Origin of the sequence: Paenibacillus sp. 79R4 (assembly GCF_013393165.1) — a bacterium.
GTDB lineage: Bacteria > Bacillota > Bacilli > Paenibacillales > Paenibacillaceae > Fontibacillus.
Genome location: NZ_QJOT01000014.1, coordinates 17,051 through 33,548 on the forward strand (window position 1 = coordinate 17,051; position 16,498 = coordinate 33,548).

General features: G+C 47.7%; 17 protein-coding genes and 1 tRNA gene. 7 read left to right on the forward strand and 11 right to left on the reverse strand.

Annotated features, from left to right (window positions below):
* Positions 1-27 precede the first annotated feature (27 nt).
* The 4 genes from aroA to DMN77_RS18195 form a co-directional block, all read right to left on the reverse strand.
* Positions 28-1,332: a 3-phosphoshikimate 1-carboxyvinyltransferase gene (aroA, locus tag DMN77_RS18180; protein ID WP_179015912.1), complete on the reverse strand. Its 1,305-nt coding sequence runs from the start codon at positions 1,330-1,332 to the stop codon at positions 28-30.
* 28 nt (positions 1,333-1,360) lie between these two features.
* Positions 1,361-1,876 (reverse strand): shikimate kinase, encoded by a 516-nt coding sequence (locus DMN77_RS18185; RefSeq protein ID WP_179015913.1) that lies wholly within the window; start codon positions 1,874-1,876, stop codon positions 1,361-1,363.
* 223 nt (positions 1,877-2,099) lie between these two features.
* The gene (gndA, locus tag DMN77_RS18190; protein ID WP_179015914.1) at positions 2,100-3,509 is read right to left on the reverse strand and encodes an NADP-dependent phosphogluconate dehydrogenase; all 1,410 of its coding nucleotides are present in this window, start codon (positions 3,507-3,509) and stop codon (positions 2,100-2,102) included.
* Between the two features lie 214 nt (positions 3,510-3,723).
* Entirely contained in the window at positions 3,724-4,320 is a 597-nt protein-coding gene (locus tag DMN77_RS18195; protein WP_179015915.1) for a hypothetical protein, read from the reverse strand.
* Positions 4,321-4,671: 351 nt separating this feature from the next.
* Here DMN77_RS18195 and DMN77_RS18200 point away from each other — a divergent pair, with 351 nt between their 5' ends.
* On the forward strand, positions 4,672-5,301 hold the full coding sequence (locus tag DMN77_RS18200; protein WP_179015916.1) for a YktB family protein: 630 nt from the start codon (positions 4,672-4,674) through the stop codon (positions 5,299-5,301).
* Positions 5,302-5,375: 74 nt separating this feature from the next.
* Here the strand turns inward: DMN77_RS18200 and DMN77_RS18205 are convergent, their stop codons facing one another.
* Positions 5,376-6,626: an MFS transporter gene (locus DMN77_RS18205; RefSeq protein WP_068781972.1), complete on the reverse strand. Its 1,251-nt coding sequence runs from the start codon at positions 6,624-6,626 to the stop codon at positions 5,376-5,378.
* Positions 6,627-6,811: 185 nt separating this feature from the next.
* Between DMN77_RS18205 and DMN77_RS18210 the strand changes: the two genes are divergently transcribed.
* Positions 6,812-8,287 (forward strand): aminotransferase class I/II-fold pyridoxal phosphate-dependent enzyme, encoded by a 1,476-nt coding sequence (locus DMN77_RS18210; protein ID WP_068781973.1) that lies wholly within the window; start codon positions 6,812-6,814, stop codon positions 8,285-8,287.
* A gap of 123 nt (positions 8,288-8,410) precedes the next feature.
* Here DMN77_RS18210 and DMN77_RS18215 read toward each other — a convergent pair whose 3' ends face one another.
* Positions 8,411-8,734 (reverse strand): DUF1292 domain-containing protein, encoded by a 324-nt coding sequence (locus tag DMN77_RS18215; protein WP_068781974.1) that lies wholly within the window; start codon positions 8,732-8,734, stop codon positions 8,411-8,413.
* A gap of 89 nt (positions 8,735-8,823) precedes the next feature.
* Complete coding sequence (locus DMN77_RS18220) at positions 8,824-9,384, reverse strand: copper amine oxidase (RefSeq protein WP_068781975.1); 561 nt, start codon at positions 9,382-9,384, stop codon at positions 8,824-8,826.
* A 173-nt stretch (positions 9,385-9,557) separates the two neighbouring features.
* On the opposite strand from DMN77_RS18220, the gene DMN77_RS18225 reads away from it, so the two are divergent.
* Positions 9,558-10,292 (forward strand): MBL fold metallo-hydrolase, encoded by a 735-nt coding sequence (locus DMN77_RS18225; RefSeq protein WP_068781976.1) that lies wholly within the window; start codon positions 9,558-9,560, stop codon positions 10,290-10,292.
* A 57-nt stretch (positions 10,293-10,349) separates the two neighbouring features.
* Here DMN77_RS18225 and DMN77_RS18230 read toward each other — a convergent pair whose 3' ends face one another.
* From DMN77_RS18230 to DMN77_RS24015, 3 genes are all read right to left on the reverse strand, one after another.
* The gene (locus DMN77_RS18230; RefSeq protein ID WP_068781977.1) at positions 10,350-10,589 is read right to left on the reverse strand and encodes a DUF3892 domain-containing protein; all 240 of its coding nucleotides are present in this window, start codon (positions 10,587-10,589) and stop codon (positions 10,350-10,352) included.
* Positions 10,590-10,683: 94 nt separating this feature from the next.
* A complete protein-coding gene (locus DMN77_RS18235) occupies positions 10,684-11,133 on the reverse strand; it encodes a GNAT family N-acetyltransferase (protein ID WP_068781978.1) in 450 nt (149 codons plus the stop codon).
* A gap of 615 nt (positions 11,134-11,748) precedes the next feature.
* Entirely contained in the window at positions 11,749-12,306 is a 558-nt protein-coding gene (locus tag DMN77_RS24015) for a hypothetical protein (protein WP_082790165.1), read from the reverse strand.
* 159 nt (positions 12,307-12,465) lie between these two features.
* Between DMN77_RS24015 and DMN77_RS18245 the strand changes: the two genes are divergently transcribed.
* The 4 genes from DMN77_RS18245 (at position 12,466) to DMN77_RS18255 (ending at position 15,630) form a co-directional block, all read left to right on the forward strand.
* A tRNA-Val gene (locus tag DMN77_RS18245) sits at positions 12,466-12,538 on the forward strand.
* Positions 12,539-12,734: 196 nt separating this feature from the next.
* Entirely contained in the window at positions 12,735-12,842 is a 108-nt protein-coding gene (locus tag DMN77_RS24305) for an RAxF-45 family protein (protein ID WP_372776195.1), read from the forward strand.
* A gap of 19 nt (positions 12,843-12,861) precedes the next feature.
* A complete protein-coding gene (gene abc-f / locus DMN77_RS18250) occupies positions 12,862-14,928 on the forward strand; it encodes a ribosomal protection-like ABC-F family protein (RefSeq protein ID WP_483874239.1) in 2,067 nt (688 codons plus the stop codon).
* Positions 14,929-14,958: 30 nt separating this feature from the next.
* Positions 14,959-15,630, forward strand: coding sequence for a DNA-3-methyladenine glycosylase family protein (locus DMN77_RS18255; protein WP_068781981.1), 672 nt, complete (start codon positions 14,959-14,961; stop codon positions 15,628-15,630).
* An 84-nt stretch (positions 15,631-15,714) separates the two neighbouring features.
* On the opposite strand, the gene DMN77_RS18260 is transcribed toward DMN77_RS18255, so the two are convergent.
* The gene (locus tag DMN77_RS18260) at positions 15,715-16,374 is read right to left on the reverse strand and encodes a cysteine hydrolase family protein (RefSeq protein ID WP_179015917.1); all 660 of its coding nucleotides are present in this window, start codon (positions 16,372-16,374) and stop codon (positions 15,715-15,717) included.
* Positions 16,375-16,498: the final 124 nt, after the last annotated feature.

The window sequence follows — 16,498 nt, forward strand, 5'->3', positions numbered from 1 at the left end:
TTCACTTGCTCCTCTCTAAATGTATGTTCACAAAGTCCCGTTTTCAACCCACTCCACATTACCCCCAAGTGCGGTAATATGGTCGAAAAATTCGGGATACGATTTGGCAACATGATGCGCATCCTTAATGATCAGCGGCTGCTGGCAACGAAGACCTGCAACAGTCAAAGCCATAATAACGCGATGATCATAATGCGCATTAATTGTAACGCCGCCTGGCAGTTCACCTGGACGACCGTGCACGATAATCTCCGCCTGGCGTTCTTCCACATCAGCACCGGCTTTGCGGAGCTCGTTCAAGTAATCAGTAATGCGGTCACACTCTTTGTACCGCAAATTCTCCACATTATAAAAACGGGATGTGCCGTCGGCGAAGACCGCAGCAGCTACCATGGCGAGTACGGCATCCGTCGCTGCGTCGCCATCGAACTCAATCGGCTGCAAGCGGCCATTGCCGCGGACATGAACGACTCCGTTCTCATGGGCTAAAGGAACTTCCATCATCCGCAACACATCAACGATTGCCCGCTCCCCTTGCTTGCTCTGTTCCATCAGACGATGCACCTTCACATCCGAATTTGTCACCGCCGCAGCGGCCAAGATCGCCGCCGACCCTGGATAGTCTCCCTGCACCGTATAATCCCTCGCTTGGTAGGATTGACGACCCGGCACTTTATAATTCATCAAGTCCTCGCTGGCCTGGATAACGATGCCCGCCTGTTCCAGCACCTCCAGCGTTTGTCCGATAACGACCTTCGATTTCAGGTCATTAACCACCTCAATCTCACTGTCCTCTTCAAGCAATGGCGTGAGGAACAATAAAGCGCTCAGGAACTGCGAGCTGACCGCACCGGATACTTTAATCTTGCCACCCTTTGGCCCGCCTCCATGAACAGTAATTGGGAGCTTGCCATCCCGATGCTCAATTTCAACCCCCATGCTCTGCAAGGATTCGATTAAGTCATCATGCGGACGCTTGCCCAATGAATCAGGATACGTATTTACAAAGGTTATATCAGGAGACAAGGCGGCAATTGCTAATAGAAAACGCAGCACAGCTCCTGCATTGCCTACGTTCAATTCCTTGATATCCTTCGGATGCCGCCCAAAACCAGTGATGACGATTTTCTCCTCATCCTCTTCCAACACAGCGCCAAGATCAGCTATACAACGGCGCATCGCATCGCTGTCCTCGCTGTGGGCCGGATAATAAATCGTGCTTGTACCTTCCGCCAGCGCGGCAACCAGCAAATAACGTGTTGTGTAATTCTTTGACGATAACGCTCCGATCTCTCCCCTTAACTCAGGCGTTGGTCTAACGATAACATCCATACTATGAGTTCTCCTTTATGATTGATGATTAACCGCGGCAAAGCATTAAAATTTCATCTGACACCTGTTCAACACTCTTGCCTGTCGTATTCACATGATGATGTGCGAACCGGTAAGCCTGCTTGCGTTCATCCAGCAGGGTCTCTATCCGCTGCTTCGCGCCCCCGGCCAGTAAGGGGCGATTCTTATCCTCGCCAACCCGGCTTAGAATCTCCTCTACCGTAGCCGCAAGGGCCACAACCTGACCGCGTCCGAGCATGCACTTGCAATTGCTCTCCCGCAGCACAGCCCCTCCACCAGTGGCCAGAACGATCCCTTCCTCTTGCAGGACCCGATCAAGCACATCCGATTCCAAATCGCGGAAATAAGCTTCACCTTTCTCTGCAAAAATCTCCGGAATAGCGCAGCCGGCCTGCTGCACGATCTGCTGGTCAAGATCAATCAGACGGTAGCCAAGCTTATCAGCTAAATGCGCCCCTACTGTTGATTTGCCAGTCCCCATCATGCCGACAAGTATAATATTATCCTTGGGACTACTCAACATCTCACCTACTTTAATTCCACTTTGGCAGCAACTTTTTTCATATCATAACACAGAGCATGCTACTGTGGCACTGCCTATCCGTCAGTCCATCAGGAAATAAGCCGCTGATTCCAAAAAGACGCCGCAGCCGCGGTAATCCGCTGGGTGCGACGTCTTATTTTAACTCTATCTAATGAAGCCTCTGTTGAGATACAGGCTTGTCTGCCCGGCTGCTCCGTCAGGCTTAGAACCAATGATGGTGGAATACGCCTTCTTTGTCTACACGCTTGAAGGTGTGGGCGCCGAAGTAATCACGTTGCGCTTGCAGCAGGTTCGCCGGCAAGCGGTCTGTACGGTAGCTGTCATAGTAAGCCAAAGCGCTGGAGAAGCCAGGCACCGGAATACCGTTCTCGACGGCTGCGGCAATGACTTTGCGCCAAGCCTCTTGATAACTCTCAACGATATTCTTGAAGTAAGGATCAAGCAGCAGGTTCTTAAGCGCAGCATCGCGATCATAAGCATCCTTAATATTTTGCAGGAACTGCGAACGAATGATGCAGCCGCCGCGGAAAATCATAGCGATATTGCCGTATTTCAAATCCCAGCCATACTCATCGGATGCTGCACGCATTTGCGCAAAACCTTGAGCATAGGAGACGATTTTGCTCGCAAACAGAGCTTTACGTACATTTTCAATGAATTCCTGCTTGTCGCCTTGGAATTCCTTCTGAGCCGGGCCGCTCAGAATTTTGCTTGCAGCCACGCGTTCTTCCTTCATCGCAGACAAGAAGCGGGAGAACACGGATTCAGTGATCATGGACAACGGAACTCCAAGATCGAGTGCGCTTTGGCTTGTCCATTTGCCCGTACCCTTCTGTCCGGCTGCGTCAAGAATAACGTCAACCATAGGTTTGCCGGTTTCTTCATCGTATTGCGAGAAGATATCGGCTGTAATCTCGATCAGGTAGCTGTCAAGCTCGCCTTTGTTCCACTCGCTGAAAATTTCATGCAGTTCCTTGGCATCCGTGCCGAGGACATCCTTCAGCAAATGATAAGCTTCGCCAATAAGCTGCATATCTCCGTATTCGATACCATTATGCACCATCTTCACATAATGTCCGGCACCATCCGGTCCAATATATGTACAGCAAGGATCGCCGTTCACTTTTGCAGAAATGGCCGTCAGGATAGGTTCTACCAGTTTATAGGCGCTTTCTGGTCCGCCTGGCATGATGGAAGGCCCCTTAAGCGCGCCCTCTTCCCCGCCGGATACGCCAGTACCGATGAAGCGGAATCCTTTGGCTTCGAGTTCTTTGCTGCGGCGCTGAGTATCCGGGAAGTAGGCATTGCCACCATCGATAATAATATCGCCTTGATCCAGATGAGGGAGCAGGCTCTCAATCGTAGAGTCGGTAGCTGCACCGGCTTGTACCATAATTAAAATTTTACGTGGAGTTTCCAGAGATTGAACGAACTCTTCAATGGAGAAGGTGCCGACAAGCTTTTTGCCTTTGCCTTCGTTTTCGAGCAAATCATGAGTTTTTTGCGGAGAGCGGTTAAACACCGATACGGTGAAACCTCTGCTTTCGATATTCAAGGCTAAATTCTTGCCCATAACGGCAAGGCCAATAACGCCAATTTGTTGTTTTGACATGGTCTCCATCCTTTACTCACTGTTTATTTTTTTCAATACTATCATTTTAACTCTTTTGTGAATAGAAGTGAATACCTTCATCATATCCTCATAAAATAAGCCCCAGGTAGTCAGGGGGCCTGCAATAATATTTTGCACAAATTGCAAAAATTATATTGTTCGTATTTAGTTCATTTTCAAAAGGGCGGTCAATCATCCTTGATAAGGCTATTCATTACCACTCCAGGCGAATTAATTCGAGCCGGATATTGCGAAGCTTCTCCTTGCAAGCCTCGGCACTCTCCTGATCTCCCTTTTGCAGAGCATCATACAGTTTCTCAAGTTCTGCATCAAGCTCCTTCTGAAGGCTCTCAAGCTGCTTCTCCGCGAGCTGAGCCATATATAATTCAGCCATTTTCTTCACATCAACCACAGGCCCTTTTTGGTAAATCACCTTATGTTCCACTCCGTTGATTTCTACCTGTCGAATAAGTTCTCCGAACAGAATGTTCTCGACCACGATCTGCCGATCTTTGAACCGTTTTACGACAGCATGCCCGCGTAGATCGCCGATCAATTTCTCCAGCCACTCGGCCAGCTTGGCATCCTTAATGACATAATCGCCAACCAGCTTGTATCCATTCGCTATACGCTGAAAACGCAGCTTCGTTAGCTTGCGGCCTGTGCGGACTGAGATGATGAAAGTCGTCTCATTCTCGCTCCAGTATAAAGAATACCCGTCTTGGATCAGATCACGGATCAATTGCTGAATGTGCCGACGGTCGAATCGGAGTTCCAGGTTGCAGTATTCCACCTCATAACTTTTATTCACGGCACTCCCTCCTCATCATTTGTGAGAGTGCTAAAAGCCGATGTTGTCTGCGTTTAGCTCTCACCTTCATCTCCCGATTGCGGCTTACTTTATCTTATACTTCATATTATGTAACGGAACTTGGATTATTGATTAATTTTCCCCATCTCTAAGCCCGATCTGTAACAAAAGGGCCGCAAAAGGCCCCCGCAGGAAAGTTTACGCCTATTAGTATTGTTGAATGGACAACCTAGCTATAACGATGTTTATGCTATACTAAAATATAGGTTCAAATAACGTTTTGAATTACTTCTAATACAGTTAAATTAGACATAATGTGCTTGATTAAAGCACCGGATATGGAGGTTAATCATGATGACGAATTTCAATGGTTTCACCGCGCAGGATTTCGATGCATTCACGGTACCTGGTCTGGAAGGCAGGATGGGAGCGATTATTGCCCAGGTCAGACCCAAGCTGGAGGAGCTGGGCCAGACACTATCCACCTATCTGTCCGCATTATGCGGCGAAGAGATGTACCCCCATGTTGCCAAGCATGCCCGGAGAAAGGTCAATCCGCCGATTGATACCTGGGTAGCCCTGGCAAGCGCCAAACGCGGATATAAGGCTTTGCCCCATTTCGAAGTGGGACTGTTCTCTACCCATCTGTTCATTATTTTTGCCGTGATTTATGAGAGCCCGAACAAGCTTATATTCGCCGATTTTCTGGACAAGCATGCGGCCAAGGTGAAGAAGATGGTGCCCGAACATTTCTTCTGGTCCATGGATCACTTTAATCCGGTAGGTACCCCACATGCCGAAGTTACCCCCGCTGAGCTGAAGAAGATGGCTGAGCGGCTCAAAAACGTCAAAAAGGCGGAAATGATGTGCGGCTTGCGGATCGAACGCGATGACCCCATTCTGCTCGATGGTGAGAAGCTGCTGGCTAAGATCGAAGAAACCATTGCCACCTTGCTGCCACTGTACAAAGCCTCTTTTTAAAAAGATATAAGTGTGCTGTCCTCCTTCTCCCGGATTTCCGGATCAGGCGTTATCCGTATAATCAACCTCCGTACTTATTCGGTGCGCAGACGGTAGCTAGGCCGGGAGAGGATGAGATGCACGAAGAACAGCAAACCCATCGAACAGCCACTGGCCAAAAATGGGGCGGATGGGCCCAGCCAATCCCATAATTTCCCCGAGACGATCGGGCCGATAATCATGCCGAAGCCCTGTATCGTCAAGAAAAATCCCCAGACCGTTCCCTTCTCCCTCTCCGGAATCAAATGCGACAGCATCGTATCCCAGGTTGGCAGAATGCAGGTATAGCTAAGCCCGATCAGGATAACTAGAACCCAGACGATTGGAATCGAGCGGGTAAGGGCAAATAGACAGATTGAGATAGCGGCGGAGGCAAAGCCAACGTTCAAAAACAGGCTTGTCCCGTAACGATCCACTAATTTGCCGACCGGAATCAATCCGGCGACGGCGATCCCCCCGCCAACAATTAACATAGCGCTGTAAGCTTCAGGCGACAGTCCCAGTTCCGTTCTAACATATAACGTTATGACCGGTGTCAATAATCCGATTGCAAAGGTCTGGAGGAAGAGCGCCGGGTAGAGGAACGGGCTTACCTTCAAATTATGGCGGATGTGATGCAGCGTATGACGAATATTTTGCAGCAGTGCGCGCATTTTTCCCTTCTGCCCTTCACCCCTGGTTGCGGCGTACATTTGCTTATTTCCTTTGCCAGGCAAGAATAGCGAGATGATGACCACCACGGCCATGCAGGCAAGCAGGAACCAAAATACCAGCGTGTAAGACCTGCTGACGAGGAAGTTAATAATAATCGGCCCAAGCCCTGTTCCGCCAAGACTGGAAATTTGGATAACTCCCATCGCTGTGCCAAAGTTTTTCTTCTCCTTCGTCACTGCGGAGATCCCCATCATTACACAAGGCCATAAAGGGGCCGTACCAATCCCAAGCAGTGCGCAGCCGAGCACAATAAAGCCTACCGTCTTAATGAAGCTGAGAATCAGCACCGCCCCTAGTGTGATCAATAGTCCAACCGCCATCGTCACGCGGAACCCGAGTCGTTCTACAAGCCAGCCCGCTGGGCTTCGAAACAGGTTATCCCCGATATACTGAAGCGAGAAGGAAAGTCCGATCAGGAAAGCGCTAAGCTTCAGCACATCCCCCATATAGACCGGAAGCACCGATACCAGCAAAGAACCTTTGACGAACTCGACCAGAAACATAATAATCCACAGACAAACAAAGGTCGGAGTTAACAATGATTTGTTAACCAGCTTTGATGTCAGTTTCATCTGCTCACCCCTCCCCGGGAAGTAATCTCCCTTTCTTGATTGATATCAGTTTGCCCAATTTTTTGGCTGCTTTTACCTGCTGAATCACAGAATTCCTCTTTGCGGCGGAATCTTTTCTTGCATTCCGGTCGCTTTTTGCTATACTCAAGCTTGTTAATTTTTTAAGAAAGGCGGAAGACGACGAAATGGATCATCAACGTACGCCGTTATTTACTGCACTTAAGCAGCATGCGGCCACTAACCCTGTACAATTCCATATTCCCGGACATAAGAAAGGCCAGGGTATGGATAAAGAGTTTCATGATTTTATTGGCGATAATGCTCTGTCTATTGACTTGATCAATATTGCCCCGCTTGATGATCTCCATCAGCCGTCGGGCGTAATTGAAGAAGCCCAAAACCTTGCAGCCGATGCCTTTGGGGCCGATTATACCTTTTTCTCGGTGCAAGGAACCAGTGGAGCCATCATAACTATGATTTTGTCTGTTTGCTCACCTGGGGATAAGATTATCGTACCAAGAAACATCCATAAATCGATCATGTCGGCGATTATTTTCTCCGGAGCAAAGCCTGTCTTCGTATCCCCGGCTCAGGATGCCAATCTCGGAATCGATCACGGAATTACGACTTCATCGGTACGCAGAGCGCTGCAGAGGCACCCTGACGCCAAGGCGGTATTGGTTATTAATCCGACCTACTATGGGGTCTGCGCCCATCTGAAGGAAATTGTTGACCTGGCTCACAGCTATCATGTTCCCGTTCTCGTGGATGAAGCGCATGGCGTTCATATTCATTTCCATGAGGATTTGCCGATGTCTGCCATGCAAGCTGGAGCGGATATGGCTGCAACCAGCGTTCACAAGCTGGGCGGATCTATGACCCAGAGCTCTGTGCTCAATCTGAACACGAAGAATGGCTATGTGAACCCTCAGCGTGTCCAGACGATTATGAGCATGCTGACCACTACCTCGACTTCTTATGTGTTGCTGGCTTCGCTGGACACAGCGAGAAGAACCCTGGCCCTTCATGGTCACGATTTGGCCGAAGAATCGATTCGATTAGCTGAATATGTTCGCCGCAGCGTGAACGACATTGAAGGCCTGTACAGCTTCGGTCGCGAAATTCTCGGCAGTGAAGCCACCTACGACCTCGATCCTACCAAGGTGACGATTCATGTCCGCCATTTGGGAATCACCGGCTACGAGACGGAAAACTGGCTCAGACAACATTACAAGATAGAAGTCGAGCTTAGCGATATGTACAATATTCTGTGTCTGATTACGCCTGGAGACAGTCAGGAGACGGTTGATACGTTACTGATCGCTCTGCGCGAGCTGTCCAGTTTATATTATAAAGAAGGCAACGCCAACGAATTGATCGTTAAAATACCGGAAATTCCGCAATTATCGCTTATTCCTCGCGACGCTTTCTATGCTGATACCGAGGTGGTTCCGTTTGCGGAGTCAGCTGGCCGAATTATTGCCGAATTTATATATGTCTATCCTCCTGGAATACCGATCCTCTTGCCTGGTGAGGTGATCTCCCAGGACAATATCGATTATATTCAGGATCACGTCTCGGTCGGATTGCCTGTAAAAGGGCCTGAAGACCGTTATATCAAGAACGTTAAAGTGATTGTCGAAGCTGATCCGATTTTCTAAATAAAAGCTTGGGCAGGACTTGAAGGCTGTGGAGGCAGCCTTCAGGGTCCTTTTTTTATCATTCAAAAAAAGAGCTGCCCCGGGCAAAATAAATGCCAAAGACAACTCTTATTTATCTTAAAATTATGCTTCGTCCAATTCGGATACGAGCTGATTGTAAGCTTCTTCTACTTGACTCCACTCATCTTCGTCCTCGATATTGTACAGCACCATTTCTTCATTCTCTTCTTCCATACGCAGAATGATGCCGTCGGCTCCCGGATTGTTGCGTTCAAGCAGCAGGGCATACAGCTTCTCGCCTACGTCAAATGTCTCAACGAGAACCATGTCCACGTCATTCCCATTCTCATCCGTTAGAGTCAACACGAACTCTTCATGCTCGTGGTCATGGTCATGATCATGTCCGCAACCGCATGCTTCGCCGTGCTCGTGATTATGCTCGCTCATTCAAAATACCTCGCTTTTAGTTTAAAGTTATCAACCTTGTGGTATCGTAACACTTTACAGCGGACAGGTCAATTTAGATTACCGGCAAGTCATTTGAGCACATTAACGTTCTTCTCAGAGACTAAGGTGAAGTCCCCTCCACCTGCCGATTTCATGTAAAAGCCGATTTTATATTTTCCGGCATTTTTGAAGTCATAGTTAAAATCCTCAGTTCGGAACCAGAAGTTGTCCTTATGATTAGGAATTTCACTCGTTTGAATGACAGTGGTATTGCCGTCCGGAGAAGTGATAGATACGCGAACTGCCGATATATCGGTCTTTAAATTGTCGACCTGGGTGAATACATTGAACTTCAGCTTCCCGCTCTTGTTGATATCGCCGAAGACCTTGCCATCGGACGTTTGAACCAGAGAGATATGTACATTCGGTTTATAATAATAGACCGTCTTCGCAGAGTCGTCATAATAAATCAACCCTTCTAATTCACGAAGCGGAATATAAGTCTTCCCATCAATGATATAGCTGCCATCATCAAGCTCACGTCCATTCATCAGCAAACGAACTTTCTGAGAAGCTGAATCAGCGAACAGCAGTGAACCTCCCATCAGGGAGAATATAGTAACGAGTATTGCAACTCTTCTCCATTTCATAAATGTTACCCCTCCATAAGATTCATGTTGATGTAAATTTATACTCCAAATTATGAACCAAGTTGCGCTGTTTTCATGAAAGGTTTTTATTTTTTTGAAATTAATTTCGAGCAGGCATTAGAAAATGATATATTAGTACATAGCGCAGCATCAAAATAAAGAGGTGAATAAATATGTCATTAAGCTTGCAAATGCTAGGAACAGGCGGCGCCTTTGCCAAGCAATATTTCAACAATAACGCGCTTCTCAGTACCGAGGAGTTTACGCTGCTGATCGATTGCGGAATTACCGCTCCCATGTCCCTGCATCAAATAGGCAAGACACCGGATGAGATCGACGCGATTCTAATCACCCATATCCATGGAGATCATGTCGGTGGCCTGGAAGAGCTCGCTTTCCGGATGAAATTTCAATACGGGCGTAAGCCGGTCCTCTATATCAGTGAGAAGCTGGTTCAACCTCTTTGGGAAAATACACTTAAGGGCGGATTAACTCAGGAAGGCATCTCTTCGTTGGTGGATGCATTTGAGGTACATACACTAAAAGAAGGAATCCCGTATCCTTTGTCGCCAGATCTAACTGTTGAATTGATTCAGACGCCACACATTCCCGGAAAAGATAGTTATTCGCTATACATCAATCAAGAAATTTTCTATAGCGCGGATATGACGTTCCAACCAGAGTTATTAAGGAAGCTAGTTCGCGAGCGGGGCTGCCGCACCATTTTGCATGAGGTTCAGTTTATCTCGCCTGGGGCGGTGCATACGACGCTGGATGAGCTGCGCAGCCTGCCTGAGGACATTCAGCAGATGATATATCTGATGCATTATGCGGATGATATGGAGAACCACGCTGGTCATACAGGCGCAATGCAATTTCTGCGACAACATGAGATCTATTCATTATAAATATAAGCAGCCGCAGGCATATGCCTGCGGCTGTCATCGTTTCATCGTGGAATTGATTTATTCGAACCTTGGCAATGCGTCCAAATTGTTGGTCGGGTCGCCATCCGCGTCTCCGCGAATGTACATTTCTCCGTCCCTTCCTTTGAATACATTGACCCCTGCAATAGCTCCGGCTTTCACTTCCTGCAGCGCCTGCTCATAATCAAGAACCCGGCCGCTGGAGGTTTTGAAGGCGGTAAGATCACCGTCTCCATTTTTCTGAACTGCAATAAAGGTCTCGCGTGTATTCATTTCCATGGTACACTCACATCTCCTCTTCATTGTTTCCCTTCACAGGGCTCCCGTGAGAGGGATGTGTATAGTTTGTCCCAAATTGCGGAATGTATGAGAATTAGAGCTCCAACGATTTCTCCATTCTGACATGAGGTATGTTCGCATCAAGGAACGTCTCCGTAGAGGTCGTCACATAACCCAGCTTCTGATAGAAGGCTTCTGCCTGACACTGTGCATCCAGCACAGATCTCGTCAATCCCAGTTCACGGGCCAGTTCCTCCATAGCAAGCAGCAGCACCCTGCCAATTCCTTGTGAACGGAAGTCTTTACGAACTGCGATCCGCTGCATTTTTGCCGCATTATCCTTGTAATAAATGAGACGACCTGTAGCGGCATATACTCCGTCAACATCGATAAGAATGTGGTGAGCATCCGGTCCAATTACATCATATTCATCAATTTCCAGTTCCTCCGGAACCTTCTGCTCCTGCACGAATACCTCTTTTCGAATATTGCAGGCTTCTTCCAACTGTTCTTCTGTCTTTACGGGTACAATTACAGCAGCCATTCCTATCCCTCCCATATTCATAAATCTCTATTGTGCGTAATTAAAATAAAAACTTGCATCATTATACAAAAATTTTATTTTAATGTATAGTTGGGGTAATACTTGGAGAGAAGGAGCTGTTAAATCAGTGTACGGACTAACGATTGGGGCGGCAATTCTCATTTCTGTTCTTCTGATTGTCCCGATGTTCTATGTTACCAAGAAGGGGTATTCGCGCAGATGGGAAGATGAGTAAGCAGGTCCAAGTCAGGGTTCCGTGGAGTATACCTCTTTCTGAACAGCTGGAGCGTAGACACCGTCAGATATAGAAGAGCTGGACCACCATGGAGCCTTGGCTTGCCTATCCATCGTCTTCTGGCTGGCTGACAGGCCACAGCCCGTTAGGGTCAAAGGGATTGCCGTCAATAAAACCATCCTAAGCAGTTTGCTCCAGTGAAACTTAAGCCACGATTGATTGCATTTCATTTGTACACTACCCCCGTTCGGATTATAGTCATATCTATATAATCTCCAATAAATGGAGATTATATAATGATTAAACCTCTGAAATGACTATTCCAAGCTGCAAGGAGTTTTGATGCAACAAAAAAACCGGCGCTAATGCACCGGATGAGCTTATTTGATTCGTTTCAGTTCAGCTTCCTGCTGGATTGAGCGTGCAGAGAGCAGTTCGATGATATTATGCTGATTCTCCAGGACAGTTTCCATTTTCATAACGCGTTCATTGGTGTCCAGCACCGCGCGTTTAATTAATTGCTGATCCTCTTTGATTTCTTTAACATCCTGTTTGATGCCAATTATGTCTTGCTTGATTCCGGTTATGTCTTGCTTCATGAGCGCTTGATCTTCTTTGATGCCCTGTATATCTTGCTTCATGAGGCTTTGATCGTCCTTGATGCTTTGTATATCTTGCTTCATGAAGCTTTGTTCGTCCTTGATGCCTCGAATATCTTGCTTCATGAGGCTTTGTTCATCTTTGATACCTCGTATGTCTTGCTTCATGAGGCTTTGTTCATCTTTGATACCTCGTATGTCTTGCTTCATGAGCGCTTGGTCTTCTTCAATCCCTGACAGGCGTTGATGAATACCAACAAGGGTTTGATCGACAGAATCAAATCGCTTCCCAAACTGATTCATAAGAACTTCCAGCATTTCCTTCATATCTTTATCCAAACCCTCGTCCCCCTCACGCCATGCTAGCACATATTTTATCAAAAAATAGCAGCTTATTCTAGTTGGGAATTGTAGAACTTTGCTTCATTATTCATACAAAAATAGTTTGACATCATTGGCCCTTCCTGATAAGATAAATTTTGTCTTCACTTATAATATGATCTGTTAGCTCAGCTGGGAGAGCACTATCTTGACAGGGTAGGGGTCAGTGGTTCGAGCCCACTACAGATCATCACTGAGAGTCCTTGCGCAGCAAGGGCTCTTCTGTTTTTCTAACATAACTACGAAAGCCTCATTGGGGGACACTTGGGGGAGACACTACTTGATTTTTCGATTCCCCCATCATATACTTACAATAATTGTGTTTTTGAAAGGAGGTGGGGAGAGTGGATCGCAAATTTGCGTGGAATCAATTGAGCCTGCTGCCAATGGCAGTTTTTGGCATTACTCATGAGTCATTTCGCAACGGGATACGTCTGTCCATTTTTAGAAACTCGATATCCATTACAAATTGCGAAATGCCGCTCCTCCCTTAACCTCACGGACTTGTAATACGTGTGTGTTTCTAAGAAGGCTGCAGGTTTTTCCTGCAGCCTTCTTTTTTACTTCGGCAGGCAGCAGCGGCATAGGTCGAAGGAGAACTTAATCATGATGATTCAAAGTCAACATATTCAAAAATATTACGGTGCCGAACTGGTGCTTATCGATGTATCCTTTGAGATCAAAGAAGGCGAGAAAGTAGGCTTGATTGGCCGTAACGGAAGCGGCAAGACAACGCTGATGAAGCTGATCTCCGGAAGTGATGCGCCGGATCAAGGCACCCTGTCGATTCGTAGAAATGCCCGAATCGGCGCCTTGGCGCAAATCCCGGATTACGGGAATGGCGAGACGGTCTATCATATACTTCAGTCAGCTTTTCATAGCTTGTTGGAGATAAAGGATGAAATGCAGCGGCTGGAAGCCGAGATGTCCGCCTCAGACGCAGTCAGGCAGCCCTCCAGACTTGAGGCCCTGCTAGAGCAATATGGGCAAAAGCAGGATGAGTTCGAACGTGGCCGCGGTTACGAAATAGAAGCTTCAATCGATCGGGTCACCGCTGGCCTGGGTATCCCGGTGGAGCAATATCACCGTCCCTTCTCTACCTTATCCGGCGGCGAGAAGACAAAGATTGGCCTGGCCGTAATCTTGCTGCAGAATCCGGATATTCTGCTGCTCGATGAACCCACCAACCATCTGGATATGGCGGCTATTGAATGGTTGGAATCATTCCTTGTCACTTATAACGGTACAGCCATCATCACTTCGCACGACCGTTATTTTCTCGATGCGGTTGCCGCCAAGATCATTGAGATTGAAGATGGCGAAGCTATCACTTATCATTGCAATTATAGCAAGTATAAGGAAGAGAAAGAAGCAAGACTGCTGCTGCAATTTGCAGAATACCAGGAGCAACAGAAGAAAATCCAAAAAATGAAGGAAACGATCAAGCAGTTAATTGAATGGGGCAACCGCTCCAATCCGCCAAACCCCGGCTTCCATCGCCGGGCCGCCTCGATGCAAAAGGCGTTGGACCGGATGATCAAGCTGAAAAGACCTATTCTGGAACGTAAACGCATTGATCTGCAGTTGCAGCAATCCGACCGTTCCGGCAAGGATGCACTCGTATTAACCGGGGTTGGCAAATCCATCGAAGATCGGCAATTGTACAGCGAAATAACGCATACGCTTCGCTATGGAGAGACAGCAGCGCTTATCGGCAGCAATGGTTCAGGTAAAAGTACTTTGCTTAAATCTATTCTCGGTATGACTGAGTCTGATACAGGCGAGATACGCCTCGGCTCAAGAACTGAGACAGGTTATTTAGCTCAGGAGTCCGCTCCATCCGATCTGAAGCTGACCGTGCTGGATTACTTCCGCTCCGAGATTGGAATGGAAACAGGGGAAGCCAGAAACCAGCTATCCCGCTTCCTCTTCTACGGGGCCGATGTATTCAAGCAAGTTTGTAATCTATCCGGCGGAGAGTGGACGCGGCTACGACTAGCTATTTTAATGTATCGCAAGCCTAATCTGCTGCTGCTTGATGAACCGACGAACCATCTTGATATCGACTCGCGAGAAGCGTTGGAGGATGCTCTGGAAGAATTCCCTGGCACTGTGCTGGCCGTATCCCATGACCGCTATTTCATTAACAAAATCGCAAGGCAGGTTTGGGCTCTTGATAACGGACGAATGACCGTGACGCTTGGGAACTTTGAGGACTACAAAAGTGAACTGGAAAGAAAAAAATCTTTGACCCTCAACTATGCTTCAACAACTGAACCTGCTGAAACGAAAGCCGCAAGCCCAATCCCGAATTCGACAGCAAAGCTACAGCAATCGAAGCTGCCAGCCAAAGCGATGGAAACTTCGTCAAGACCTAATCCGTCCACGATTCAAAAGATGGAGCGTGATATCGCCGAACTGGAACAGACACTGCAGTTCATCCATGCAGCAATGCTGGAACCGGAAACGGCTTGCGATGCCGATCAACTATCCGACCTTCAGACTCGGCAAAATGAGATTCAGCAGATTTTGGATGGGTTAATCGAAAATTATATTGCCATGTTTGAAAACGGTGAATAAATCGGATCAAATTGAGAGGTTGTTATACAAATGAGTTCAATCGCATTCCACTTACATGCCGATGACCCGCGGGTCCAATCGCTATCAAAGGCGGATTCCCGTATGGGTGCTTTAATTACTTTGATTGGCGAGGTAAAGACGAACACCCAGGAGCCGCATTTTGCCTCGATAGCTCGATCGATCATCAGTCAGCAAATTTCTGTCAAAGCAGCTGCAACGATCCGCAGCCGGGTGATCGAGCTGGCCGGGGAATTGTCCCCGGCCGCCCTCTCAGCTCCAAGCGATAAGGAACTTCGTGCCGCTGGACTCTCTACCGCCAAAGTCGCGTATATCCGCGATCTATGCGATAAGGTATTAACCGGAGAGGTCGACCTGGAACGGCTTCAGGATCTCAGTGATGAAGAAGCTACAGCTAAGCTCGTCTCGATCAAAGGGATCGGCAAATGGACGGCGGAAATGTTCCTGATCTTCGGACTTGGGCGTGAGAATATTGTCTCTATTGGCGATGCCGGGCTGCAACGTGCCGCCAGATGGCTGCATAATCTGGAAGAACGGTCAGACCGCAAGTACCTGCAACAGGTTGCGCATATTTGGGAGCCTTACGGCTCCATTGCTTCGATCTATCTGTGGGAAGCGATTAATACAGGGCATGTGGATTCGGGCCAGATGCTGGAAGAACGAATCAGCCATGCCCGCCTCTAATGGGTATATTCTCTACGTTTGCTTCACGTCACACCGTGTCATCACAGGATTTTTGATACGGTGTGTTTTTAATTCGCATTATCCTTAAGTACTTACCCTCCCTACCGCCTGTTCCACTTCCATTACGGCTTCATCCAGGCTGCATACATATACGCCGATATTCCTCATCTCCTTTATTCCCTGCTCATAGACCTGGGACATCGCATCAGCTACCATAACGACGCGAAAATCCCGTTCGCTAGCTTCATACATCGAAGTTCTCGGACAATTGGGGAAATTGCAGCCTGTAAAAAGAATCGTGTCGATCCCCCGCTCCCTGAGAAATTGCTCAAGGGAAGTGTTATAAAAGGCGCCCCAACGCGGCTTGTACATGATCCATTCCCGCTCATCTATCACTTGAAATTCCCCTTGAAGCAGTCGTTCGGAATCCAGTCCGCAATAATCAGGCGAGCGAATTGAACTGGCCAGCTCCGCTCCCTCTGTATCCGGGACAACGACTCGCAGGCCTTGCTCAACAGCCTGTCTCCGGCATAGGTCCACATTGGATCCATCCGCTTGATACAGTCGGACGACATGAAGAATCGGCAGGTTCAGCGCCCGGTAAACGGCAAGTATTTGCTCCATTTTTGGCAATACTGCAAAGGTTCCAGGAACCTCTGCCACCGCTTCTGGCAGTGTAAAATCATTTTGCGTATCGATCGTTAACAACACAGACCGGCTCCAATGCGGAGAGGTATAACTCATCTCAAAAATCCTCCTTTTAGCGGGCCTCGCTCAGATAAGGGATATTTTTTCAAGAAATCAACCACAATAATTGAATGCCACACCTGGCCTGTATGATAAGATCCTGTGAAAAAATGTAGAGGGA